Here is a 25,512-nt window from a genome sequence, read left to right as displayed (position 1 = left end):
CTATTCACCGCCTTCACCTACCTGATAGCTCTGCGGCTCGATGGTTACACCATCTATGGACACAGCCACATCGTTGTAATTGATTGTGATTTGGGTTCCATTCTCAAATGTAGTCTGAACCACACCAGGTGAAGGAGTCTCATGCCCTACAATGGTTTCGGTACGTACTTGATTTAAGATCTTGTCTACCTCGTTATACTGTGCAACCGCCTCATCAAACCAATCTTTGTAGTTAAGTGCATACAAGTGGTCAAACTTGGTATCCTTCACAGTGGAAGAAGGACTATGGAACCATTGATAATAAATGTTCGAACCCGTTTCGAGTGCTTTCAGCATCGACAGACGCGGATTATGAACTTCATCCATGTTATAAGGAGCTCCTGCCAGATCATAATATCCATGCAGCGCGATCTGGTAGAAAGGAACATCCTCATCCGTCAAATTCATCCGGCTGCTTCGAGTGGGCGCATTTACGATAACATTGGCATATGGCAGCGTATAGGCGTTGCCCCCATTTATCAGTAGCGAACCAGTACCCTGTTTCAACTTCTCCATTTCATTCTGTATTAGGGCAAGTGATTCTTGCCGAGTTACAGGATGGTCCGGATTGAAGTCGGAGTTCACCTCGTTCCCCATATCTCGTAAAGACAAGCCGGACAACGATAATTTAGAGTAATCTTTCATAAAACCATCAACTTGTTTGGATAGCTTCGTTGGTGACAGAATGTAGTGTGAGAAACTTGTAAGATCCTTGGCATAGGTTACTGGATTGTAGTTATATACTTTTGCTTTCCCACGATCCAAGAAGACAGCAGCTCCGGAATCTCCTTTATACTTCTGAAGGAAAGCCGCATCCGGATACAGATCGATACCATTCTCTTTCGTATAATCCATCAGCTTCTGCAAGTCTTTCTTACCACCAAGTGCACCAACAACCTTAATTTCATCTGGTGAAGAATGATTGATTCCATCATTAAACCAACCAACAAGTCTTAGGTCGACATTCGGAATACCCGCTTGTTTTAACTCTTCCAGAATCGTTACTGTTTCATCAAACGTTGTTAACGTTTCCGTAGAATTATAGGGAATTCCTAGAAACGACTTGTTTTTCCGGAACGCACCTTGCACTTCTAACACAAAAGGTGAATTCTCCGTTTTACTCAGTTGCTGCAGATTATATTTCTTCGTTAAATAGGATCGATAATGGCCGGCCATACCTGTATAGTCCGCGGATTCTCCCGACAGAAAGCCGTATCTTAACTGCAGATCACCATTCAATTTGTTCTTTTGGAACATCGGTACAGAACTGGTCTTCGTACCAGATGACAGTGTATAGAAGTCCATCGATGTTACTTTGAACTCACTGCCAACGGAGTTATATGAATCATTCCGTCCACTTATATCAGCACGAATACTGGATACAGCATCTCCACCCTCAATGATCCCAACGAATGCATGATCATCCTTTTTAAGACCGAAGACAGGTAAGCGTGTAATTTGATTGTGCTGAATAACATCCTTTACATCAAAAGTGCCATCATCGCCGTACACAGGCAAGTTATAAGGTTCTGCACTTGGTTTGCTGCTATTGAGATGAATGAGTGCACCTGATCCGTCAGGTACAAAAATATATCCATCCCCTGTTGTATCCGCTGCACCGAAGAATTTCAGCACCTGAATGGATGCAAGAGGATACGCGTTGTTGAATTCAAGTTCCTGCCCAGGAACAGATACAACCAAATGCTCGCCGTCAAGTGAGTATTGTAAAGGGATCGTAAACTGAGCGCTAGCCTTTACAGCTTCCTCTGCAAGTCCATTCTCCTGCTGGTCAGCAGCGGCATCTTCCGCTGTGTAGCCTATGCTTTCTAGCAGAACAGACAACTCTTCCGCAATGTAATCCTGAAGCTTACGGAGTTCATAGACTTTTTTTGCCTCATCAAATCGGAATTTGTATTCTACACTATCACGTGCTTCCTGATCCGGCAGCTTATCTAGGATTTGACTCTGAAAACGTTCCTGACTGATTACCTTAGGAATATTCGCAACGCTCTTGCTCATATTTCCGATCTGGTAAACAACCTTGATCTTTCCTTCGTTCACGTCAACCTGGAATTGATCCTTCGCAACACTATCTTCATAGCTGTTAAACGTGTTGATCTGCCCTTTCTCATTGTAATAACTAACGAGTACCTGGGCTGACAATTCTGATTTATACAACGGAGAAGCAATCGGATCCTCTTCTCGTGTAACCGGATTAGAGAACCAAACATAGCCATCACGCTTATCTTTAACTGCAATTTCGGCAGTTTTTTTATTGATGTAAAGGATTAGCGTCTCATTCTCAGATACTTTCTCCATCGCATCTAAAGCTTTCAGCTCTTGGGGGCTATTCGTGCTTGTTTTCTTCTCTTTGTTAATCTTTGTAGGTGCCGTTAAATCTGTCTTGCTATTAATACTTGGTTGTGGTTTATCTGTTCCCGAACCTGTTGTCACCTTTGCTTCTGCAGAGGCACTGTCTAGTTTCAAGGTCCCTTGTAATCCTGTTCCTGCTGCAATACTTGTGATAATCAGCAGGCACAGGAGTCCAGCAATCTTCTTCTGTTTTGCGGCCACCTTTTATACCTCCTTTTTCGCCTGCTACAACCGGAATGAAATCTCATTATAGATGGAACTCACGAAGCTGATCATCTGTTGTAGCATGCTGAAGAACAATACCCCAAGGAATATAATGATGCCCATTACAACAAGCGTTAACAGCATCGTAGCAATGGTCTTCCCAGCCGTATACTGATGGACAGTCATCGTACCCGTAAACAGGAGCCAGCAGGACCACACCAGCGCAATCGCTTCTAACATATAATAGAAGGAACTTTCGTCTGAAGTAATCACATTACTGTAGAGCATCTGCGGGATATATACGATGACAAGTGGGAGCAATGCATACGCCGTTGCCATCACGATTTCCTTGAACTTGCCTTCTCCATCCATAAGTGTTGTCAGCGACCAGTTCGCTACGCACCATAAGAGGAAAGGTAGCACGATAAACTTAAGTTCATCCAGAGAATTCAGCTGATCGGGATTGTTAAAGTTAATAACAAATCCATTAAATTGTCTTTTGATAATCGTTCCAATAACGAGGAAGAATACGATGCTAAGAGCCACCTTAATTCTTCCTTTATTCTCATACTTCATTTCCCAGAAGCCATTAAAAGGATGAATCATCGTGTAAAAAGGATTACGAATGATTCCGAACTCCTGATAGAATTGACCTTCGGCTTTCTTACGACGCGTTAATTTAACAGCAGCTATAATGACACCCAGGAATAAGACTATGGCAAGTACAATCGACCCGAAATGGTCCATAACGAACTCTTTACGGAATCGCTTAAATGCTTCGGAATAGTACTCCCTACTGTTTCCCAGCTTGAAGTAATCCATTGCCTCGTCATTCTTCCCTTCCTTCAGAAGTGACTTACCAATCCCTATGTAAGCAACATCGAAGTTCGTATTCATCTGAAGTACTTTCTGCCATGAAGCTGTTGCTTTCTCACTATCACCTTGATTAAGTGCAATCACGGCCTCACGAATTAAACTTCCATATTGTGTTGGTTCAAACACGGATAAACGGTTATTATCTTTGTCTAGAACCAGCATCTTGTTGCCTACGGTTTCAATAGCGGACGGTGTGCGGAAGTTACTCTGTTGACTACCAAGTCCGCCGAAAGTATACAGTAAGTTACCATCTTTATCATAAGTAAATATGCGGCCCCTCTTGGAATCCAGTGCGCTAAACATGCCACCTTCGTCTGATGTAATATCTACAAAAATAGAGCTACCTGGTGGCGTACCTGTCTCCAAATTCCCCGTATCACCTTTCGGTGGGAAATAGCCTTTACTTCTCATAATGTCAACGCCGGAAGGATTCAACCTTTTGAGTGGTTGATCTGACTCTTCCTCTGATGTAGACGTATAGATAAATCCATCCGCATCGATGTCAAGATTATTGAATTCCAGCGGGATAAACTGCTGCATCTGCTCACGCTGAGCTTTGGTTGAAATTCGTTTCCAGAATAAGTCGACAGGACTAAATTTCACTCGGTTCGTCCCGATAAAGCCAACAAATCCGCCGCCAGAATCAAATTCCATAATCCCTTCATAGGAGCCTCGGCTAATGACATAAATGCGTTCAGCCTTATCGATTCCTACCTTAATAGGAATATACTGAAAACCTTTACGAAGCATCGATGATTGCGGTGCTTCAATGATACGTGCGAACTTCCCTTTTACATCAAACTCTACAATTCTATGGTTTTCCGTATCTGCTACATAAATGTTTCCCTGTGCATCCGCGAACACGCCTTCCGGCTGGTTCAGTTGATCCTTTTGACCCTCACGCTCAAATTCCGAAATGACATGAGCTAATTCCAACTGTCTGTTCAAGATGACGATCCGGTTATTTCCGGTATCCGCAATATACAACCGTCCATCTTGACCGGAGTACAAATCTTGCGGGGATGACAACGGGCCTATGTTCCAATCGTCACCATACATGACCTTTTGCAGGTTATAGGGATCTGGTGCTGGCACCGGTTCTCCCCAGAAAGAATAGCTGTAGTTATCATTGGCAGAGACTTGAGCAGGGGCAATCGCGCCGGATAGCACCATAACGATTAGGATAGCGGTGACAAATCTTGTCATCTGTAAGCCCCCTTGTTATTCCTTCAGACCCGATGTGGACATCGTCTGAATGATGCTACTCTGCGTTATAATAAACACCGTAATCGGAACTAGCATCATCAAGAATGTTACGGCTGCCACTGGTCCTGTTCTGACCAAACCACCACTTGCGATTTGACCGAATACATAGTCCACCGTTTTGAGCTGTTCACTATAAATGAACTTATGGCTCGTAGCTGAACCGTTGGTCCAAAGATTTTGCAAAGAAAAAATAATGAGTGTTAACCAAGCCGGTCTTACGATCGGCATGACAATCTGCCAGAAGATTCGATATTCACTTGCTCCGTCTATCTTTCCAGCCTCCAATAGCGCATCTGGAATTTGCTCCATGAACTGCTTCATGAGATAGAGACCAAGAGTCATACTGAATGCAGGAAGCAAGATTGCCCAGTAAGTATTGAGCATTCCCAAGTATGAAATGATCATATAATTGGGAACTTGGGTTACATATGCCGTAAACATGAGCGATAGTACGACAATGCTGAACAGAATCTTTCTTCCAGGAAATTGCGTTTTTGCGAGCGGATAAGCAGCAGCTGAAGCAAGGAGAACGTGTCCAACTGTACCAACGATCGCGATGAAGAAAGTATTAAATACATATCTTGAGAACGGAACCCAAGAATCACTGAAGATTCCTACCAAGTCCGTAAAGTTCTTGAATGTTGGGTTCCGAACAAAGAACTTTGGTGGAAATGTAAAAATTTCATCAAGTGGCTTAAACGCGTTACTAATCGTAAACACCAATGGTAGCGACATGAATACAGCTACCCCGCCAAGCAGTATGAACAAAATCAAGTCCACACCCCAGGACCGGTTCAGTCTTTTGGGCATTTTAAAAGCTATTTTCATGGCCTACTCACCTACTTTTCCAAGAAGCTTCTGTGTGATCAAATTGGTCATAAGCATAATGGAGAACAGTACAGTAGCTATCGCGGAAGCATAGCCCATTTCATAACGAATCGTACCGTAATCGACCAAATGCGTAACAATGGTATGCGCAGCGTAATCCACACTTGGGAATCCGACCAAGAAGATGGAAATCTCTGCAACAGAGAAGGCCGAAGCAATCTGGATGACGGCCCCGAACATCAGCTGAGGTCTCATCGCTGGAAGTGTGATAAACCACAGTTCCTGCCAACGGTTACGGATTCCATCGATACTTCCCGCTTCATACAATGTACGGTCCACATTTTGAAGACCTGCGATAAAAGCCAGGAATGCCGTACCCAAGCTGAGCCAGAGTTGTACCAAGATCAGAATCATGAGTACAAATCTTGTGTCTTGAAGCCACTGAATCGGTTCCTGGATAAAGCCCCAATTCATTAAAAATGAATTCGCATAACCGTATGAATCACTTGCGAACAATAACGTCCAGATTAAATAGGTATTGCCCGCAATAGATGGTGCATATAGGACTAGTGTTAGAAGAGCACGAAGTTTCGGTGGCAATTCATTAATAAGCCAAGCGAACAGGAAACAAGCAATATAACTTATCGGCCCTGTAATCGCTGCGAATAATATCGTGTTCTTCAATGCGATGAGAAACACATCATCCTGAACAAATAGTCTTGCGTAGTTTTGCCAACCAATGAAGCTCGGCGCTTCTAATAGATTGAAGTTTGTAAAACTAAGAATAAGTGATAACAATACTGGAATGACTGTAAAGGTAAAGAACAATAGAAAATAAGGTGCTAATAACACGTATGCATGTCTGTTTTTCTTCATTAAACCAATATTACTTTTCCATTTACTGCGGAGCATCTGATTCGGCTTCCGCTTACCGGGCTTTTGAAGCCCAGTAGCAATCGGTTTCTCTGCGATCTGTTGTTTCACTCTAGATCCCTCATTTCTCATAGGGAAGATTAAATTCTTTACGCTTCAGCGTAATTTCTTCATTCATAATTCGAACATAGTTCTCAAGCGTTTCACGCGGGTCTTCACCTTGAACGACAACTCTTCGGAATGCATTGTCGATGTTCCGGCCAGTCAAATATCCACCCGGCACTTCCGGAATCCCTCTTGCCCACTGCATCTGATCTTCGAGTTTAAGGAAATCCTGTGTAGGCCATGGCAATTCTGCTAATGCTTCCTTGTTCGCAGTTGGGTATCTTGCTGCCGTCCCCATTCGAATTTCCATTTGACGACCAAAGGCAACTTGTGTATCTTTCTCAGTCCACCACTTTAAGAAAGTCCAAGCGGATTCTTTATCCTTTACATTCTTGAACATGACTGAGGCTGATCCACTACTACCCACTTCTCTATGAATCTCTCCATCTGGCGTCATCGTTCCCGGTACTGGAGCAAAGGACCATAGGCCTTTAATCTCAGGTGCAAAGGCATTTAGCTTGTTATACATGGTGTAATCTACAACACCGATTGGCATCTCTCCTGTACGGAAACGGTTAGCGAAATCTGCTGCAATCGGAATTTTGTAATTCACGAAGAAGTCGGTCCATTGCTTAAATTGCTTCATAGCTACTTCGGAATCGAGATCGGTCGACATCCCACCGTCCTTGAATATATTCCCGTCATTTTGATATAAAAACATAATCAAAGCCGGGCTAATGGGTAAAGTCGCAATGTTCGTATTAGCTGTCTCATTCCCCGTCGAATCAAGCGGTCGTTGTGGGAGTCCAAATTGCAAATTGTTTTTTTGCAATACAGGTAGCATCGCATAGACATCATCCCAGGTTTGAGGAACTTCTAGCTTCAGCTCATCTTCCAATATGTCTTTTCTGTAAAAGAGCATCGGGAAGGTCTGTGTTTCTGGAAGAGCATAATAATTCTCAAGGTATTCAAAAGGTACCAGTGCGCTTTCATTGAATCGCTGTTTCACCGTGTTAAAGTCGCTAAATTCAGACAAATTCTGAAGTGCGTTCCGGCTGGCATAGTTCACCGGCAAGTCGCTTCCGATCTGGATCGCAACGTCGGGTCCTTTACCTGCTACCGTAGATGGAAGAATAACATCTGCTGCGACGAGCTTCAGATTGACATGAATTCCAGTCTTTGCGGTGAATTGATCATCGACCAATTTTTTAATCACTTGGGCTTGGTCTCGAGCCGATGTAACCCACACCGTTACACTCTTCTTGTCATCTTGATCCGCGGAGAAATCATCATAATTCTCATAGAAAGATGCTAAGAATGCTTCTGTATCTGTAACAAACTTATCGAACTTCCCAGCCTTAGCCTTTGGAAGCTTAGCACCTGGGGAGCTTACAATAAGATAATCTAACGATAGTGGTTGTTCGTTGATGGTGAGCATCCAAGAACTCAGTGCACCAACATTCGCTTTATATGCTTCTACCCTTGATGGAACAGTCTCCGGATTATCTGCCATATCTTTTAGTTGATATGCCACAGTATTAATGATCGAAGTTTTATCATCACTTTTCCCTGAAGGACCTTCTAGCGCTTTCGCAATGTTATAGAGACGTTCGCTCGTTTCACTGAACAGTTCTGTCATCTCCGGTATACGCTGCTCTAGGTTATAGTCCCGAAATGGATCCGGAACAGTTCCGGTATAACTAATGATTGTCCGGTACATAGAGTTAAGCTCTAGAATGGTAGATTCGACAGATCTAAGAATCGGTGCAATATCTCCAAGCGTAACTTCCATCCTTATCGTGTGCTTGCCCTTCTCTAACTCAAAGAGATAGGGTTCTGTATTACTCTTGCCAATGACTTGCGTTTGCCAATCTGCACTATACGGGAAAGGATACGATTTAAGTTCCTTAAACGGAACCTCGCCATCGATATAAACCGTACGGAGTGATGACATTCCTCTTAAGAAATTTTGTCGATTCTTGAGTGCAATCTGGTACAGTCCATCTTCTGGAACTTCAAATTCCCATTCGATCCATTGCCCTGGTAATCTCCACGCGTACCCACCCATCGCGTTATTCCGTAGTTTGGAGACGTGGAATGGTTCTACCGCAGGATTGGAACGATCATTATAAGGAAGTAGGCTTGGTGTTGATTTATACAATGTCTCTTCAGCCTGTAGTTTTATGAAGACTTCCTCAGATGAATTAAGGCTGTCCTGCTTATAATTACTCGCTATTTCATCGTATGTAGGCGTCAGTTCTTCCTGAGACAATATCAACTGATCGATGACAAGCGGCTCTCGTACAGAAGTTAAGGTCAAGGTGTGCTTGCCTTCCGAAAAGTAAAATAGGAAAGGATCCTGATAAAAGCCTGTCGAGTCCCTAAATGCTTCATTTCTCCACATTTGAGTCTCAACCTGATTCGGAGCGAGATCATTTCCTCGGTCATCACGATCAAACGTATTTTTCTCGTTACCCCAAATACGATTAAAAATGAAGCTTCTCGCCTCATTAAAAGGAATATTGCCGTCTATTTGTAATTCGCGTTCTATGTCGGAGGACTTCCCTGCCTCGCTGTAAAAATCCATTCTAATATTGTAAAGCCCAGCTTTTTTAATCTGTACATCCCAAGAAACGGAACCCGTCTCTTCCGTGAGAAGTGCTTTTCCTTGTCTGCCTTTGTAATCTTCCAATACTGTGGTCTTCATGCCATCTACCTTGCTGAAATCTTCCCCTTCGATGATGACATTCTCCACTGAGGAACTGGCGTCTGTGAATTTGCTTAAATATTCCTCATAACCGCCCTTCTTAGGCGTCCCCCCAATGCCGGTTAGGTCAAGCTCAGGTGGTATTTGAGAAATGGAATCTGCAGAATCACGAGTTGCTCCACCTCTAAAGGAAAAAAACAGGCCAGCTGCAATAATCAACAAAAGCAGTACGAGTGCTACTTTCATGATTGGTTTCCGCATTGGACCCACCCCTTCTCTCTAAGAGATACCCCTATTTTCCATCATGAAGAATAGGGGTACGCATCTAGAGTTTCTATCCTACAGTTATTTGGTTTCAGAAAGCATTTTCTTGATATTAGCTTCAAACTGAGGTTTAACTTTATCTACTGCTGTTGCTGGAGAAATTTTACCTGTTGTAATATCTTTAACTACACTTTTGAATAAGTCCCCGCCGTCTGGAATGGCATAATAAGAAATATACTCCATGCTCTCAGCCATTTGTCCTCTTGTATCGAGTGACTCTTTATTTGGATAGGATGCTTCCCAGCTCTGCTTGGAAAGTTTTCTTCCTTCTTCATGGAGACTGATTTCATCATAGATTTTGACAGCTACTTCAGCATTCTTAGAGTATTTAGAAACCATGAACATGTTCGCAAATGGAGTGTATGTAACATGTTTATCTGCTTTAGGTCCTTTCGGGAAGAACACATAGCCAAGTTCTTGGTTTGGCATGCTTTCTAACAGACCGCTAAGCTCCCAGCTAAATGCACCGTACATGACACCTTTACCTGCAATAAACTCTTTGCTTGCATTCTCAGGTATAGGTTGCATAATCGATTTGTCTTTATTGTAAAGATCAGATACGAATTGCAGCGCCTGGATTGCATTTTCACTATCAAGGGAGAATGCTGTTTCTCCATTTTCGTTCTTATCTACTGAAGCTTTGTTTGTATAAACAAATTGCTCAGTCAAGAAGTCCATCGTTCCGTAAGCGCCCGCTACACCGTAGATATCCGTCTTTCCGTCACCGTTCGTATCTTTCGTTGCTTTTTTAGCAAAATCACGGAATTTATCCCAAGTCCATTCGCCTTTTTGCTGAAGTTCATAAGGATCTTCAAGGCCAAGCTTTTGAACTAGTGTTTTATTATAGAAGAAACCGTAAGGAGATGGAGATGAATCTGTCATACCGTACTGCTTACCGTTATAAGATCCACCCGCCTTCATCCAAGCTGTGTATTTCGGATCATTCAGATCGAGGATATTATCCACAGGCTGAATGAAGTCTTTGTTGACCATTGTTGGGAAGGCCCAGAACAATTCAAGCAGAACGATATCTGCAAAAGGAGTTCCGGAAAGTGAAGTCGTTGTAAAGTTCTCAATGTATTTACCATAATCACCGAACTTTACGTATTCGATCTTAGCGTTGTATTTCTTCTCTGCTGCTTCAATCAATTTGATCTGCAATTCTTCAGCAGGACCTTTCTCTGCAACCAATCTTGGGTCAGCATCATCGTACCAAACACCAATTCGGATCGTTTCACCCTTAAGATCATACTTAACTTCATCTTCTGCAGCTGGTTCAGGATCTTTAACTGCTGTATCTTCTTTCGGAGTATCCGTAGTTGGTTCTTGTGATGCATTGTTCTTATCACCACCGCCAGAGCAGCCAGCGATCATAAAGGTCATCAGTACAACGATGAGCAACATAGGAAGTAATCTGAATTTCTTCACCTGTAAAACCCCCATTTTTCTATTAGATTTAATTTTTAACAAGCTTTAATTGCGTTAAGTCCTAGTTAACAGAACTCTAGTTAAACAAATCACCCCTTTTCGCGCAAAAACGCGCCTGTTAAGAATGCGCTTACATCAAAGACAAAAAAATAAAATGGTATACCTGTTGCTACATATTATGTATTAAGTATATCTAATACACCACTCATAGGAGCTATTATAATTGGATAAATCTTCTTTGTAAATAGTGAATATACCTAATTTCAATTTTGTGTAAAAAATTATACCTTTTATTTCGAAAATGCTTACATTTACAATTAAAAAAGCTGTTCCTGTGAAGGAACAGCTTTAAATCTTTATACTTTTATAGAAGTTCAGCTTATTATTTTCTCTGCGTAGGTACGAGGTTAAATAGACTTGGAGATGATGTCGAACCTCGTTCGATTAAGCAAACAGGTACAGTTATCTGCTGAGCAGCCTTGTCTGGACTCTGTATCTGCTGAACAATGAGCTCAGCTGCTCGGCGACCGATTTCCTTACAATCTTGTGATATCGTTGTTAAGGGAACCTCTACCAGACGGGATATCATATGATCATCAAACCCAATAATTGACAACTGATCCGGAACTCGAATCCCCATGTCTAAAGCACTACGTAACAGGTCTACAGCCAAATGATCATGCTCTACTTGAATGGCTGTAACCCCAATATTCATCAGACGTGAAATCATAGTTTTATAAAACGCATTCTTATCCTCTTGTTCATCTGCTTCTTCATAAAAATCGGTAATGATGAGCTCCGGGTCCACGGGAAGATGGTGATCTCGAAGCGCTTTGCAATACCCCTGATAACGATCTCTAACTGAACTGCGATACTCTATGCTAATGCTTGATATAAATGCTATTCGCTTATGTTCTAGATCAATGAGCTTCTTGGTTGCCTGATATCCACCCTCCAAGTTATCTGAAACGACACTTGTAACCGGCAAGCTTTCTATGTATTGATCAATCATGATGAGTGGGTAATTATTCCAATAAAGCGCATTCAAAACATCGATGTTTATCATCGTGCTCATTGGATATAAGATAATACCTCTCGAACCAATCTTCGGAACTCGGAGTAAAAGCTCCTTCTCTTTGTTCTTGTCCCAATTGCTGTAATGAATGCTTAGATAATACCCCTTGGAGTCTAAATATTCCGATGCTCCTTGGATATATTCTAGTTCATTCGTTGCTAGATATGGCAAGATCATAGAGATAATGGGATTCGGATTCGACATTGAATGCATAGTCGTAAATTCTGGAAGTTTATGTTCATTATCTTGCTTCTTTACGTAGCTACCGCTACCCCGTTTCCTGTAAATTAGACCTTCTCGCTCTAATTCAATCAGTGCACGCTTAGATGTAATTCGGCTTACGCCTGATTGCTCAGCTAACTCCACTTCCGTTGGAAGCTGCTGATCCGCTTTAAACTCACCGTTTAATATCCTGGCTTTCAAGTCCTCCAAAATGATCATGTACAACGGCTTATTCTTGGATTGCATCTTAACTCACTTCCAGTCTGCCCCATTATTCTAGCTTGTTATTGATTATAACAACTTTAACTGAATATACAAACAATATATCAAATCAAACGTTATAATGTCTATGACCCAAACTAAAAAATGGAAATATTTATTATTTTTTATTATCCTAATTTGCTTACTTAGCATTTTACCAAAGATTAGGATATTTAATAGATATAATTTGCAAAAAAACCGCCAAATAGGTAGGCGGTCAACTAAATTACATTATTATATTGGTCATAGCAAGTTATACGGGCTGGATAAGTTTCTTTTAAATCCTTTGGTAGTTTCTCAAACTTGATGAATAATTCATCTTGAGAAATATCTGTTGAAAAACTGAATTCTTCGTGCTGAAGTTCAACGAATAGATGGTCTATTTTAAAATCGATATTATAACCAATTACAATTCCATACATCCCTTGATTCGTGTCTATATTGCGATAGGATACTTCATTGGTTCCATATCCTGATTGTCCAATCTTCAACTTGCCATTCCATCCCATAATCATCTGAGCATAGCCAATACGGTGATCTTCTAGCTGAAATAAAGTAATATAGGTATCTGAAGCACCCAACCTCACAATTTCTTTCACGTGAGGGCTCATTTCTCCCCCACTCCCCCGATTTAACCATTTTGTTAAATTTGTCTGTATAGACTTCTCATTATTCTCAATATGATATTCTTCAGAATAATATAAGAAAGGTAGGGCACATAGTACGAATATAAAAAATATCCACATGAATACCTTTTTATTATTTTTCAAATCAAACTCCTCCTTTAACAATGTGCTTTACATATGTATTACAAGACAAAAAAAGTCAGACGACTACCTAAGGATAACCCTTGAAGCGGCCTACTGACTCAGATATTATATTCTTCCATCTCGAGATAAAATCTCCTCAGCCACAAGTTGCCCCGATAATGTGACAATTGGAGTTCCGCCTCCAGGATTCGTTGTTCCGCCCACAAACCAAAATCGATTCAAACCTTTTAAAGTGTTGGCTGGACGTGAGAACGTCTGTCTCGCTGAATTCGATGAAATTCCGTATATTGCACCTCGATATGCTCCGGTATCTTTCTGAAGATCCTCTGGTGTATAGAACCGTTTTACTTCAGCACTTGTTATTCCCGCTAAACCTCGAGTTTCCAGTCGCTTTATAAGTGAACTTCCATATCTCCCTCGTTCCATATCCCAATTCCAAGAGGATGAAGTATACGGTGCGTTGGCAAGCACAAACAAGTTGCTGCCACCTTCAGGGGCCATGGACGGTTCAGAGTATCCTGAATGACAGATGTAAATTGTAGGATTCGACGGAGCAACCAGTGCTCCAAATATATCCTGAAACTCTTGTTCATAATGTTCAGGAAAATAGACGTTATGATGTAATAACTGCTCATAATGCTTTCTTACTCCGATTAAGGATACAAACCCCGAGAGCGAAGGTTCATAAGCGGCGATCTTAGAGTCTGACATGGAAGGACGATGAAGTGCAGGAATCATATCCCGACATATAGACAATACATCACCGTTTGCAATCGTTACATCCGCACTCATGGCACCTCGTTCACTCTCCACCCCTCTTACCTCTCCATCATGGATGAGTAACTTTCTGACTTTAGCTCCAGTATATATCTCTACACCTAGTTCACGAGCCAATCGTTCAAATGCAGCCGGAATAGCAGAGGTTCCTCCCTTCACTCCATAAACACCTAGCGTGCCTTCTAAATGTGCCATCATCGCGAAGATCGCAGGAGACTGATAAGGTGATGAACCGACATAAGTTGCGTATCTTCCATACATGGCCAGCGTATTGGGATGACGAAAATAACGATAAAGCAGCTTTTGTAGTGATGTTAGGGGGCGAATCCTTAGTAGCGCAGATATGAGCTGTGGCTTCAGTTTGCTTTTCATGTCTAGAAGCAGGGTGTTTAGGAACTGTCGATCCGCCTGTTGAAAGAGTTCTCTCGACTCAGATAAGAATGCATTAAGCTGGCTCGCATCATGCGGACTGTAAGCGGCAATCTGCTCCTTCATCCACTCAATATCACTACTCATATCAACAATATGACCATCTGCGAAAAAGTTTCGTGTAGATGGGTCAATCTTATACATGTCCAAATAGTCTTCCATTCGTCGCCCCGCGGTTCGGAACACTCGTTCAAAGGCTTCGGGCATCGTAATGGTGCTAGGCCCTCGGTCAAAATGGTAGCCTTCATATTCTACCCGCTGCAGCTTCCCTCCTACAGCATTCTGTTGTTCAAACACCGTAACCTGATATCCCGAAGTCGCTAGACGTATTGCACACGATAACCCTCCTAGTCCAGCACCAATGACGATAGCCTTTTTCATGTGTATTTCCTGCCTTTCCATTGATATCCTTTGCTAGAATATGCACCACGGCATGAATCAAGTGCTAGTAAGATTAAGAGCATTGTGCTTAGCGGCATGCAAATGGATAACCAACCGGGTTGTCCGCTATTTCGATCAGCTGCAAACTTTACGCCCATACCAAGCAACATGCAAGCCGTTGCCCAGAAGAACATCTCACTTGTCGCAACGGGTGAATTCGGTGAAATTATCCAGTCAAGCAAGAAGACAAGCAGCAATAAAGATGGAAGTACATATAGCATGAAATAAGTGATTAATATGGGTAATAAGAGCGAAATACGACGACCAAGTCCTGCATATATATTTTTTCGAAATCCATTCCATACCTCTTTGCTATTATGATACATCCGCATGCTTATACTTGTATGCACATAGGCTAATGTGACAGGCTCACCGACCTCCTTCATTCTTCGAGCGAGCGCCATATCATCTACAATCTGATCTTTAATCGCGCTGTGACCTCCACTCACCCGATAGCTTTCACGATTTATAAACATGAATGCCCCGTGTGCGGCCACAAACTTAGGGTCACGAGATTTCCGAACCAACCGTACAGGCAAATGACAAGCGATTGTAAAGGTCATTAATGGAACGATTAACTTCTCGAAAAATGTTCGGACTTCTTGATAAGGAAAGCCTGTAATTAATCCTCGCCCCTGCTTTTTAGCTAGCTGGAGCGTTGAGGTAATCCCATCAGGCGCTACTCTGGCATCTGCATCCATAAAGAGCCACCATTCTCCTGCTGCATGTCTAGATAGCTGATGGCAAGCAAATACTTTACCAGCCCAGCCGGACGGTAAAGGACTTCCTTCAATTAGCTTTATTCTTTCATCTTGGGAGGCGAAAGACTTTACGATTTCTGGGGTACGATCCTCTGATCGATCATCCAGGACGAGAATTTGTAAATTTTTATAATTACTTTGAACTAAGGATGCTAAACACTCCCCAATATTCCTCTCTTCATTACGAGCCGGTATGAGGATGGAAATGAGAGGAGAACGATCGCTCTCCTTGAAATTGTTCGTTTTTTCTAACTTGGGCATCTGCCTTACATTCCAGATAACGAACAAAAGCTGAATCATCAGAATGATCAGCGTAATTAGAAAAAGCTTTTCCATATGCCCACCTTCTTTCGGAAATCGTCAAATATATCGTTAGTTGACCGTCCTTCTTCAAGAATCGGTATAAATTGTTCCGAAATCGTGTTCTGTTCCGAAATAACGAGCTGACGGTGAATGTTAAGCTGATTCTCTAGTGAAATACGCAGCTCCTCCACCGTTTTTTTACGACCGAGTTTTTTCCAATTCTGAATAATCGGCTCGCCTGCCCATAGGGAAACATCAGGCTTCTGATGTTGCAGCATAGCACTGATCATCGTGACAGGGACCACAGCAGCTGCTTCACACTCGGCAAGGAGATAACCGCAACCGGATTGAAAATGAAGAGGGCGAATCTCTGAGTGATAAATCTCTCCTTGCGGAAATAACCAAACACATGCTCCACGATCCAGTAGTTTGCCGGCATAATGAAGGGATTGCATAATTCCTCTCAGAGATGTTTTATCAATCGAGAATGCCCCAATCTTGCGAAAAAAAGGGTAGCGGTTCATTTGCTTCTCGTCCATCATGATATAATGGTCATTCCGTGAACATGTACGAATAGCATAGTAGGCAAGCAATCCATCCCACCAAGAGCTATGATTCATAATATACAGAATAGGTTTATTCGTTGTATCCTCATGATCAAACGTTCCCCGAAGTGTAAGACTATGAAAATGACGTCGAAGCAAATAATACTTGTTGTATGTATGAAAAATTTGTTCAAAGCTTTTGCTTTTGTGTGCTTCGATCATATCTAAGAACCCCCTCAGCGATTACCGAACCCACTAACGAGATCATGAAAGGAGTATAGAGGCCCTCTTTGATTCCCAAAATACCAAACATCAATAGCATACCCTGATACAATCTCACACCTTCTGCTAATGGTTTCCGATTCGGCATTCGAAGCGGATACAGCCACGAGAGTAGAAAAGCCGTCACGAACCAGCTCGCAAAATTTTGCCAAGGTACACCTGCGTATATCCCATCTCCTTGCCACTCCCAAAAACCTCTGGAAAAGGCAACAGGGTCAAGTACGAGATCAAATAGTAATGCCCATAATCCAGCCTGTAGAGCTCGACCCCATCTGGTTGTAGCAGTTGATAGAAGTATCGCCGAAGACATGACGCCAATCCATGCAAATCCGATCGCAAGCGGAACACTTTCTCCAAACAAGCTGAGCGTATGACTATAATGATACGTCCCGAAGGGATAACCCGTCTGTGTTCCTATTCCCTCCAGGACATAAGTAACAACACCAACAACTAGAGCTCTCATGACAATAGATAGCGGGCGATTGCCTAGAATCCCATTCGATTGCATAAATGTATCTCGATCCTGTACTTCAAGCTGAAGCGCATAAAGAGCAAAAAAGATTAGAAAAAGTCCATTTGAGAAGTGTAAAAAGTCCGGAACATAAAATGCAAGCATGAGGACAAGGCCGATCGCGTACCAGCCCCAGAATAAATAACGCATCTTCATGAGACAGCGCTGCTTTCTTGTTTCAACATAGATATACCGAAGCGATGAGTTACCGTAGTTAGAATAGCGGCTTTTTTCATTCCTGTTACATAGGCCCTATCGGTAAACACACGGTATTGATTGTCCTTAACCGCATCCAATATCGCTCCATAAAACTTAGCCGCAAGCTCAATACTGAACGCACTTCTGCTCGGATAGCTATCCAGATCGCGAAGTCCCAATTCAAACCAGTGTTTAGCAAGCCCCTCAAGTTCATGAATAAGATGAATAAACGCTGGATTAATATCCCCTTCAGCAAACGCTGATTCAGAATATCCATGCTTCTTCATTAATTCCAGAGGTACATATCTTCTTCCTCTTGCTCGGTCTTCTCCAATATCCCGTACAATATTTACAATCTGCATAGCTTTGCCTAAGTAAATCCCCGAATTCGTAATGTCCTCTGTAGGGGAGTCGTGCAATACCGGCAGCAGCATTTCACCTACAGTACCAGCAACTAGATAACAGTATTCTTCCAGTTGCTCCATCGTATCATAATGAGATCGCACTAAATCACGTCGCTGACCTTCCATTTGTTTGAAAAACGGCTCCTTACCAAGATTCGGAAACTGATCAAACAACCATCTAAGAGCCGTAAAGATAAAATGTCCTTCTGCTTGTTCCAAATGGTGTAAATGAAACTCTAATTCATCTATCGTGTAAAAGGCCTTCTCCGGCTCATCCACCGCATCATCAATCATTCTGCAAAATGCATAAATCACATATACTGCTTCTTTCCGCGGAGATGGAAGAAAGCTGAATGCTTTATAAAACGTAGAAGATCCTTCACGAATCATGTCCTCACACAAGGTCAAACTGATTTCGCGCTGCATATTTCTCTCTCCTTTGTTAGATAGTCGGCTAGTAAACGTGCCCCTTGCATAACAATCGGGACACCCCCACCAGGGTGAACGGATGCTCCAACACTGTAAAGTCCATGAATTGCTGGATAAGGAACAATTTGCGGTCTGAATACCGCCGATTGTCCTAAGCTAGGTGCGATTCCGAAACTACCGCCTCGGTACATCCCTTCTCGCTCTGCATCATCCGGCGTCCGTATATCCATCCACTGAATCGCTTCTCGCAGTCCTGGAAACCCTCTACGTTCAGCTTCATCCAGTATATATTCTGTCAATTGATCTTTCCGCCCCTCCCATTCCACCTCACCTGCTGGAGGGACTGGCACGAGCAAGTACAGTACACTTTCGCCCTCAGGTGCCGCTTCTTCGTCCAACGCTGTAGGGTAGAAGGAATAAAATGCAGGCTCATTCGGCACTTGTTGATCGACAAACAATTGTCTTAGACCATTGTTTAAGGATTCCGGAAGAAAGAATTGATGAATCCCCGCTTCAGCCCAGCGTTTATTCAAACCTAGATAGATAAGAAAACATCCCGATGATGGCTGATAGGATTTTTTGGATGACTCAGCCCCTTTGGCTCCTTCCGGCATTATGTCCGTAAGATAAGGGAAATCCCCGTTAAATATGATGGAGTCATGCAAATAGACTTTTCCACCCGATGAAATCCCACGGCATTGACCCTGCTCAATCAATATTCTGTCTACAGGGCAACGGGTGATGATCTTTACCCCACGCTTCTCCAGCTCTTCACGAAGAATTGAGATGAGACCTGCGTAACCTCCCTTGAGATACCACACTCCGAACGCATGTTCAGCGTAAGGGATAAGCGTATATAGACCGGGAGATTTGAATGGAGCACCACCAATATACAAAGTTTGAAGCGAGAAGGCATCTTGCAGCCTTTCGTCTCGGAAATAATCAGCTGCTAACGCACGGACGCTTTTGTATGCTTTCATACGAAGCAGTAATTTCATGTTATGCCATGTATAGAAATGCCCCTTCTGCACAAATGGTCGGCTCAAAAATGCTTCAGAACCACTTATATATGCTTCTTCCATGTCTTGCATATAACGTAAGAATCCTTCTTTCTCCCCCGGAAAGCATCGATCAAGCTCTGCTAGCTGTAATTCTAGATTTCGATGTTTCGTAAAAGATGTCCCATCAGAATAATGAATCTTGTATAATGGATCACATTCCATAAGGGGCAGTCTTGAGCGTTCAATTCCACCTTCTTCTAAAATGCTTAAGAGCATATCTGGAAGCAACACGATGGTTGGACCGCGATCAATTCGGTATTTGCCCGTTTCATCTGTCTGATAAGCGATTCGTCCACCAATTTGCGCTTCTTTCTCATAAATAGTGACCTCAAAACCGCGTTTGCTAAGCAGCAGTGCGGTCGTTAGCGCGCCAATTCCCCCACCAACGATACCTATCTCCATAATGTAACCTCCTCTGATGTGCGGACCGTTGAATCTATACGATATCCAGCACGTTGATCCTGCTCCATCAGTTGTTTCACACTGATTCTTGCTGACTCCCATATTGTTGGAAGTCCGCTACCCGGATGAGTCCCTCCACCAACAAGCCAGCAGTTCCCAAGTTCTTCGAAGCGATTATGAGGGCGTAGATGCATCATTTGGTCAAGGGAGTGGGCCAAATTAAAGGTAGCTCCTTGATACACATGGAAGCGATCCTGCCAGTCTTGAGGGGTAACCATCTCTTCTATTTCAATTCGAGAGGAAATTCCTGAAAGCTCTGACTCTTGTTCCAAACGTTCAAGCATTCGCTCCCGAACACGTCCGCTGGCTTCGGACCAATCTGTTTCTCCAGTCAAGTTAGGGACAGGCATTAAGACAAATAATGCGGTCTTACCCTGCGGTGCTAGCGTCGAGTCGTTGATGCCTGGATTGTGAACATATATGGAAGGGTCATCGGACAACACACCAAGCTTCGTAATTTCGTTTACGTTCTTCTTATAGTCATCTGAGAACAGCACAGTATGGTGCGGCATATCGACCTTCCTATCAATACCTAAATAGAGCATGACGGTAGAGCAGGAATATTTCTTACGAGCAATCCGTTCAGGTGTATATTTCTTAAGCTCACCAGGTTCGAATAGATGCGTCATCGCTGTGGCAAAATCGGCATTGATAACGACATGATCTGCGTCCATCCGTTCCCCATTCTCCAATTGCACACCTATTGCTTTACCGTTCCGATGTAGAACTTTCTTTACACCGCACGAAGTCTCAACCTTCCCGCCATATTCTCTTATCACTTCAGCCATAGCAGTACAGATCTGATTGACGCCACCAATAGGATGGAAGAGTCCGTATTCATGTTCCAAGTAAGACAGGATGGAGAATGTTCCTGGACATTCCCAAGGTGACATACCTAGATATTTGGCTTGAAAGGTAAACGCGTATTTGAGACGTTCGTCCGTATAATATTTCGACAAACGTCCATAAACCGTATCCATTGCGTTAAGTTTTGGCAGAGCCTTAAGAACATCCGAACGTATATAATCCGTCAAACGCGCGATAGGTCGTTTGAGCAGAGGCGAAATACGGTCGAACTTTACTTTTTCCTCCTTCATAAATCGCTCATACCCTTCCCCGTTACCGGGAAAGTACTGTTCAATTCGCTCTTTCATTAACTCGCGATTCGATGTCGCCTCAAAGCTGACATCTCCAAATTTCAATCGATATAGCGGATCTAGTTCAATTAAATCTACATAGTCATGAAGCGAGCGATTTACCGAAGTGAATAGTTCCTCGAGTAATTCAGGCATCATGAGAAAGGTTGCTCCACGATCAAATCGATATTCACCTAGCTCTACACGAGACGTGCGCCCACCGACATATGATTGTTTCTCATACACCGTGACTTCATATCCACGGCCTGCAAGTAACATTCCCGCAGCCAATCCTCCTGGACCAGCACCCACAATAATAGCTTTTCTTCTAGATGTCATGCCGTCCCTCCATCCATCTTCTATGTACTTAATATTGAATAATCAATTAATTAACCCGTCGGTAAATATACAAACATTGTACATTGTCGTATACAGTTTGTAAATGACCATGTAAAAATGAACATAAAAAAAACAGATCAAAAACTTGATCTGTTTTAGAGAAAATTATACTTTGTTATCTTTTTGCTCTAAGACCTATAAATAAGAGTTGAATAACTTCCATTGTTTCTTCAATAGCTCTTTTTTCTTCTGGGAATTGCGCAAGCCATAAAGCAGTTTCGTTAAGTGCTCCTGATAGCATATGTGTTAATCCATCGATGGATATGGGTTTTAAATACCCTTCGTCTTGCATCATCAATAGTTGTTCACGCATCAATCGCATCGAATTTAGTTCATCCATCCTCCTCCAGCTATCCCATCCCAAAACTGCAGGCCCATCTATGAGTAAGATCCGTTTGTTCTGAGGTTCAATAGCAGCGGATATAAATGCTTGGCAACCTAAATACAACTGTTCCCAAGCATCTTCGCTTCTCGCCGCTTCTTCCTCTACACATTCTGCAATTTCTGCTTGCACTTGTTCCAGTACGTTCTGAAATAATTCTTTCTTATTTTTAAAGTGATGATAGAGTGCTCCCCGTGTCACTCCCGCTTCTTCTACAATTTCCTCCAAGGCAGCATCTGCATAACCTTTATAAGTGAAATGATATCTTGCAACCTTAATAAGTTTACTGATCGTTTCTCTGGTCTCTTCCTTGCTTCTTCTCATTGTGTGCTTAACCCCTGTCTTAATTCCTCATTCTATTAATCGAGCTCTACACTGAAAAAGATTAGATATAATGGCTGCTTTCTTCTTCAGAAGGCTGGATCACTTTTATGACATCAATTAATACACCGTTTGGATCAGAAATGATGAAGTGACGTTGCCCAAAATCCTCATCACGTATATCTTGGCATAGCGGAAGTTTATGATCCATAATTAATCTTTGATATTCCTGGTCCACATCGTCCACTTCGAAATTCAGAATCATACCTTGGACTTTTCTTTGATACGCTTGAGGAATTGTGGGATGTGTAGCATCCAAGAGTGCCAGTTCAAACGGTATATCCCCTGAAGATTTTAAACTTACATACCACTCTGCTTCATAGACCATCTCGAAGCCCATGTACTGCGTATAAAACAAGGCACTTTCAGCAACTTTCTCACTCATAATTACCGGATAAAAGCTATTTAGTTTCATTTTCCAAATTCCTCCTCTTTCGAATGTGTTATCCATAAAATAACATACATACAGAATGTATGTAAATATAAAATTGGTTTAATCAAAAAAAAAAAACATGTCCTTTACTCAAAGGACATGCTATCATTCCTATTATTTCAAAGCTCCCATAATTAAGTGCACAGAACTCTCCTGTTCATCGGCTTTAAACACAATAAGTTTTTGATTATGACTATAATGAATAGCAGTATACTCTGTTCGAATGGCTTTTAAAGCGTCAATTGCATATTTAGTATTATAATTAATCTCATAGCTGTCCCCGTCATGACGCTCTAGTGTAATCATTTCATCCAAATAACCATTCTCACCCTGGCAAAAAATCTTAAGGTGATCGTCATTCTTTCGCATTGTAGTAATAAATCCGTTCCCGCGATCCGAGATGATCATTGTTCGCTCGAGCGTGCGTAATAAGTTTTTTGTCGATACTACTGCACGAGAGCTGGATTCCATACGAATCATCTTTTCAATATTTGGATACCTGCCCTCTAAAGGTGTCACTGCATAGGTAAAGGCTCCTTGTTTAAAAATCACACGATGATCAAGTATATCGATGAGTACAGGATCCCCGTCTTTTACAATGTTCTTTATCTCGGCTAATGTCTTTCCCGCAATTACTTTCTCTTCTGAAATTTCACATTCCAACCACTCTGTCATTCTCGCAACTCGGTGTCTATCACAAGCTGTGAATTGAACTTGATCGTGATGCAATTGAATATGTATACCCGTGAGTAGAGGCGTTTCTTCTCGTGAAGAGATCGCATACATCGTCTGACTGATGAGTTCCTTCAGTTTCTCTCCATTAATCATCATCTGCTGCCCGCTCTGTTCCATTCGCACATCAGGATATTCGTCAGCATCCATACCTACTAACCGAAAATTTGAATTTCCACACACAATATGTACGCTATGATTAGCTATCCGCTGGATCTGAATCCAGTCTCCATCCATTTTTCTTATCATTTCATAGAGCTTAGCTATGGGGAGCACGATGGAGCCAGATTCAGCATACTCAAATTTATCCTTACTCAGCTCATATCGCAAAATATTATTAGAATCACCGCCGACTAATATCATTCGATCAGGATTAACGATAACTAGAACACCACTGAGTATAGGGATCACTTTCGAAGTGGCTATTCTTGAGATGTGCTGCAAGGGTACCAGAATTTCATGTTTGGCAATCTTAAACTGCATCGAATTACCTCCTGAGCCATACAAATTCAGATCATACCGTTTCCATCCACAGAAACTCTACTTTTTTCCCTTTCACTTCACTATAGAATCTGCTTCTCTCCATGAATCCATTCTCTATGTACACTTTCTTGGCTCTAGTATTAAAACATGCTACTACGAGTCGGAACCGATCATGTAAGTATCTTTCTTTCATAAATTGCAGTCCCTCAGCTACAAATATACGTCCTTGGCCTTGACCCGTGAAGGCCGGATTCATTCCAAGCCCTATATCCAGACGTTCCTCATTAAGATAAATACCAGCCGGGTACCCCCCAGCAACTCTGGCAGACTGACCGTAGCAAAAATATCCCGTAAGTTGATTCTCTCGATTCAACACTACAAAGTACTCGCCATTCAGTAACTCTTCCATCGCTTCTTCGCTAGAATCAAAGCTATAAAAATCATAAGGCGCAGGGTATTCCCATGAGCAAATTATTTCAGCCATGTGCCTGTTCATTGGTTTAAAAATGTATCTCAACGTAATGATTCTCCTTCGCTTGATCCTTTATTCAACCATCCGGTAATGCTCAACCGTCGGAAAAGGATCATAGAAATGATGAAGCAATTGCTTCCATTGTTGATATTCATCTGATCCTCTAAAACCAATCGTATGATCCTCTAAGGTTTCCCACTTCACCAGTAAGATATATTGATGGTCGTTCTCTATGCATCGTTGGATCTCATGGCTGATATATCCCTTCATCCGTGCTATGATGGTCGATGCTTCCTTAAATGCAACCTCATATGACTCCGTTAAGCCTGGTTTAATATTTAATATGGCAACCTCTAAGATCATATCAAATAATCTCCTCTCACAAATTAGATTGTAATATTCTAAGTATATCTTTCGGTTCATCTGCAAGATGATCCGGCCTTTCGATAACTAGAGCTTCTCTAGGATCAACACCCCATGTAACCGCAATAACCTCAACATTCTTCTTCTTGCAAGCCTGAATATCTCTCACTTCATCCCCGATATACATTAGCTCTGAACTATGCAGTTGATTATCTTTCATATATTTTTTGAGCGTTTTGTCTTTGCCGAACAACCCATTAGATGACATGACCTGTTTGAAGTAGGAAACCTCTTGGTGCTCCATGTACTCTAAAATATTTGCTTTAGAATTTGATGTAATAATGGATATTGTATATCCCTTTTCATTCAATTGTTTGATTACGTCTACAACTCCATCGAAGAATCGAAGAGATTTCAAATGAACGCTGTAATTATTTTTAAATTCTTGACTAAACCTCTTAATTAAGAACACTCGACGCATAGGAACATTAAGTGCTTTAATCTTCTCTTTTAATGATAAATTCATCATCATCCGGTAATCGCTCGAATTTAATGTATTAAACTTGTATTTAAGAGCCAATCCATTATAAACCTTCACCACAACATCCACTGAATCTACGAGAGTTCCATCAAAGTCGAATACGATATGCTTCTTCAATTCCTTACCTCTTTCTCAGTACTTGCCCGTAATAGATAAACCCAGCTATCTTTAGCTGGGTTATGACTATTCTTATATTTTTATTTTTTCTTCGAATGATAGTGATATCCGGTACATAG

At 42.0% G+C, this 25,512-nt stretch carries 21 protein-coding genes; all 21 read right to left on the bottom strand.

Going from position 1 to position 25,512, the window contains the following annotated elements:
- A complete protein-coding gene (locus tag ACK8P5_RS10735) occupies nucleotides 1-2,613 on the bottom strand; it encodes a DUF5696 domain-containing protein (RefSeq protein ID WP_422660924.1) in 2,613 nt (870 codons plus the stop codon).
- A gap of 24 nt (nucleotides 2,614-2,637) precedes the next feature.
- Nucleotides 2,638-4,698 (bottom strand): YIP1 family protein, encoded by a 2,061-nt coding sequence (locus ACK8P5_RS10730; protein ID WP_422660923.1) that lies wholly within the window; start codon nucleotides 4,696-4,698, stop codon nucleotides 2,638-2,640.
- Between the two features lie 15 nt (nucleotides 4,699-4,713).
- The gene (locus ACK8P5_RS10725; RefSeq protein WP_422660922.1) at nucleotides 4,714-5,586 is read right to left on the bottom strand and encodes a carbohydrate ABC transporter permease; all 873 of its coding nucleotides are present in this window, start codon (nucleotides 5,584-5,586) and stop codon (nucleotides 4,714-4,716) included.
- A 3-nt stretch (nucleotides 5,587-5,589) separates the two neighbouring features.
- Nucleotides 5,590-6,498 (bottom strand): carbohydrate ABC transporter permease, encoded by a 909-nt coding sequence (locus ACK8P5_RS10720; protein ID WP_422661438.1) that lies wholly within the window; start codon nucleotides 6,496-6,498, stop codon nucleotides 5,590-5,592.
- 82 nt (nucleotides 6,499-6,580) lie between these two features.
- Nucleotides 6,581-9,532: an extracellular solute-binding protein gene (locus ACK8P5_RS10715; protein WP_422660921.1), complete on the bottom strand. Its 2,952-nt coding sequence runs from the start codon at nucleotides 9,530-9,532 to the stop codon at nucleotides 6,581-6,583.
- Between the two features lie 84 nt (nucleotides 9,533-9,616).
- The gene (locus ACK8P5_RS10710) at nucleotides 9,617-11,023 is read right to left on the bottom strand and encodes an ABC transporter substrate-binding protein (protein ID WP_422660920.1); all 1,407 of its coding nucleotides are present in this window, start codon (nucleotides 11,021-11,023) and stop codon (nucleotides 9,617-9,619) included.
- Nucleotides 11,024-11,405: 382 nt separating this feature from the next.
- Nucleotides 11,406-12,566 (bottom strand): GntR family transcriptional regulator, encoded by a 1,161-nt coding sequence (locus ACK8P5_RS10705; RefSeq protein ID WP_422660919.1) that lies wholly within the window; start codon nucleotides 12,564-12,566, stop codon nucleotides 11,406-11,408.
- Nucleotides 12,567-12,802: 236 nt separating this feature from the next.
- Nucleotides 12,803-13,351, bottom strand: coding sequence for a hypothetical protein (locus ACK8P5_RS10700; protein WP_422660918.1), 549 nt, complete (start codon nucleotides 13,349-13,351; stop codon nucleotides 12,803-12,805).
- 105 nt (nucleotides 13,352-13,456) lie between these two features.
- Nucleotides 13,457-14,938, bottom strand: a complete 1,482-nt coding sequence (locus ACK8P5_RS10695) for a phytoene desaturase family protein (protein WP_422660917.1) — start codon at nucleotides 14,936-14,938, stop codon at nucleotides 13,457-13,459.
- Nucleotides 14,935-16,095 (bottom strand): glycosyltransferase, encoded by a 1,161-nt coding sequence (locus tag ACK8P5_RS10690; protein WP_422660916.1) that lies wholly within the window; start codon nucleotides 16,093-16,095, stop codon nucleotides 14,935-14,937. The genes ACK8P5_RS10695 and ACK8P5_RS10690 overlap by 4 nt, the downstream gene beginning before the upstream one ends.
- Nucleotides 16,077-16,829 carry a lysophospholipid acyltransferase family protein gene (locus ACK8P5_RS10685; RefSeq protein ID WP_422660915.1) on the bottom strand — a complete coding sequence of 251 codons (753 nt, stop codon included), beginning with the start codon at nucleotides 16,827-16,829 and terminating at the stop codon, nucleotides 16,077-16,079. Before ACK8P5_RS10685 ends, ACK8P5_RS10690 begins: the two co-directional genes overlap by 19 nt.
- On the bottom strand, nucleotides 16,798-17,556 hold the full coding sequence (locus tag ACK8P5_RS10680; protein ID WP_422660914.1) for a carotenoid biosynthesis protein: 759 nt from the start codon (nucleotides 17,554-17,556) through the stop codon (nucleotides 16,798-16,800). Before ACK8P5_RS10680 ends, ACK8P5_RS10685 begins: the two co-directional genes overlap by 32 nt.
- Nucleotides 17,553-18,428, bottom strand: coding sequence for a phytoene/squalene synthase family protein (locus ACK8P5_RS10675; protein WP_422660913.1), 876 nt, complete (start codon nucleotides 18,426-18,428; stop codon nucleotides 17,553-17,555). Before ACK8P5_RS10675 ends, ACK8P5_RS10680 begins: the two co-directional genes overlap by 4 nt.
- Entirely contained in the window at nucleotides 18,407-19,894 is a 1,488-nt protein-coding gene (locus ACK8P5_RS10670) for a phytoene desaturase family protein (RefSeq protein ID WP_422660912.1), read from the bottom strand. The genes ACK8P5_RS10675 and ACK8P5_RS10670 overlap by 22 nt, the downstream gene beginning before the upstream one ends.
- Nucleotides 19,885-21,429 carry a phytoene desaturase family protein gene (locus tag ACK8P5_RS10665; RefSeq protein WP_422660911.1) on the bottom strand — a complete coding sequence of 515 codons (1,545 nt, stop codon included), beginning with the start codon at nucleotides 21,427-21,429 and terminating at the stop codon, nucleotides 19,885-19,887. The genes ACK8P5_RS10670 and ACK8P5_RS10665 overlap by 10 nt, the downstream gene beginning before the upstream one ends.
- A 175-nt stretch (nucleotides 21,430-21,604) precedes the next feature.
- Nucleotides 21,605-22,195: a TetR/AcrR family transcriptional regulator gene (locus ACK8P5_RS10660; RefSeq protein ID WP_422660910.1), complete on the bottom strand. Its 591-nt coding sequence runs from the start codon at nucleotides 22,193-22,195 to the stop codon at nucleotides 21,605-21,607.
- A gap of 61 nt (nucleotides 22,196-22,256) precedes the next feature.
- A complete protein-coding gene (locus tag ACK8P5_RS10655; protein WP_422660909.1) occupies nucleotides 22,257-22,667 on the bottom strand; it encodes a VOC family protein in 411 nt (136 codons plus the stop codon).
- 132 nt (nucleotides 22,668-22,799) lie between these two features.
- Nucleotides 22,800-23,900 carry a DNA polymerase III subunit beta gene (gene dnaN / locus ACK8P5_RS10650; protein ID WP_422660908.1) on the bottom strand — a complete coding sequence of 367 codons (1,101 nt, stop codon included), beginning with the start codon at nucleotides 23,898-23,900 and terminating at the stop codon, nucleotides 22,800-22,802.
- 31 nt (nucleotides 23,901-23,931) lie between these two features.
- Nucleotides 23,932-24,396, bottom strand: a complete 465-nt coding sequence (locus tag ACK8P5_RS10645; protein WP_422660907.1) for a GNAT family N-acetyltransferase — start codon at nucleotides 24,394-24,396, stop codon at nucleotides 23,932-23,934.
- Nucleotides 24,397-24,444: 48 nt separating this feature from the next.
- A complete protein-coding gene (locus tag ACK8P5_RS10640; protein ID WP_422660906.1) occupies nucleotides 24,445-24,735 on the bottom strand; it encodes an antibiotic biosynthesis monooxygenase family protein in 291 nt (96 codons plus the stop codon).
- Between the two features lie 16 nt (nucleotides 24,736-24,751).
- Nucleotides 24,752-25,393, bottom strand: a complete 642-nt coding sequence (locus ACK8P5_RS10635; RefSeq protein WP_422660905.1) for an HAD hydrolase-like protein — start codon at nucleotides 25,391-25,393, stop codon at nucleotides 24,752-24,754.
- Between the last annotated feature and the right edge of the window lie 119 nt (nucleotides 25,394-25,512).

The sequence above is a fragment of the Paenibacillus sp. EC2-1 genome, from assembly GCF_049311625.1.
Lineage (GTDB): Bacteria > Bacillota > Bacilli > Paenibacillales > Paenibacillaceae > Paenibacillus_AQ.
Note: the sequence above shows the minus strand (reverse complement) of the source record. Positions and strands in the feature narration are given on the sequence as shown.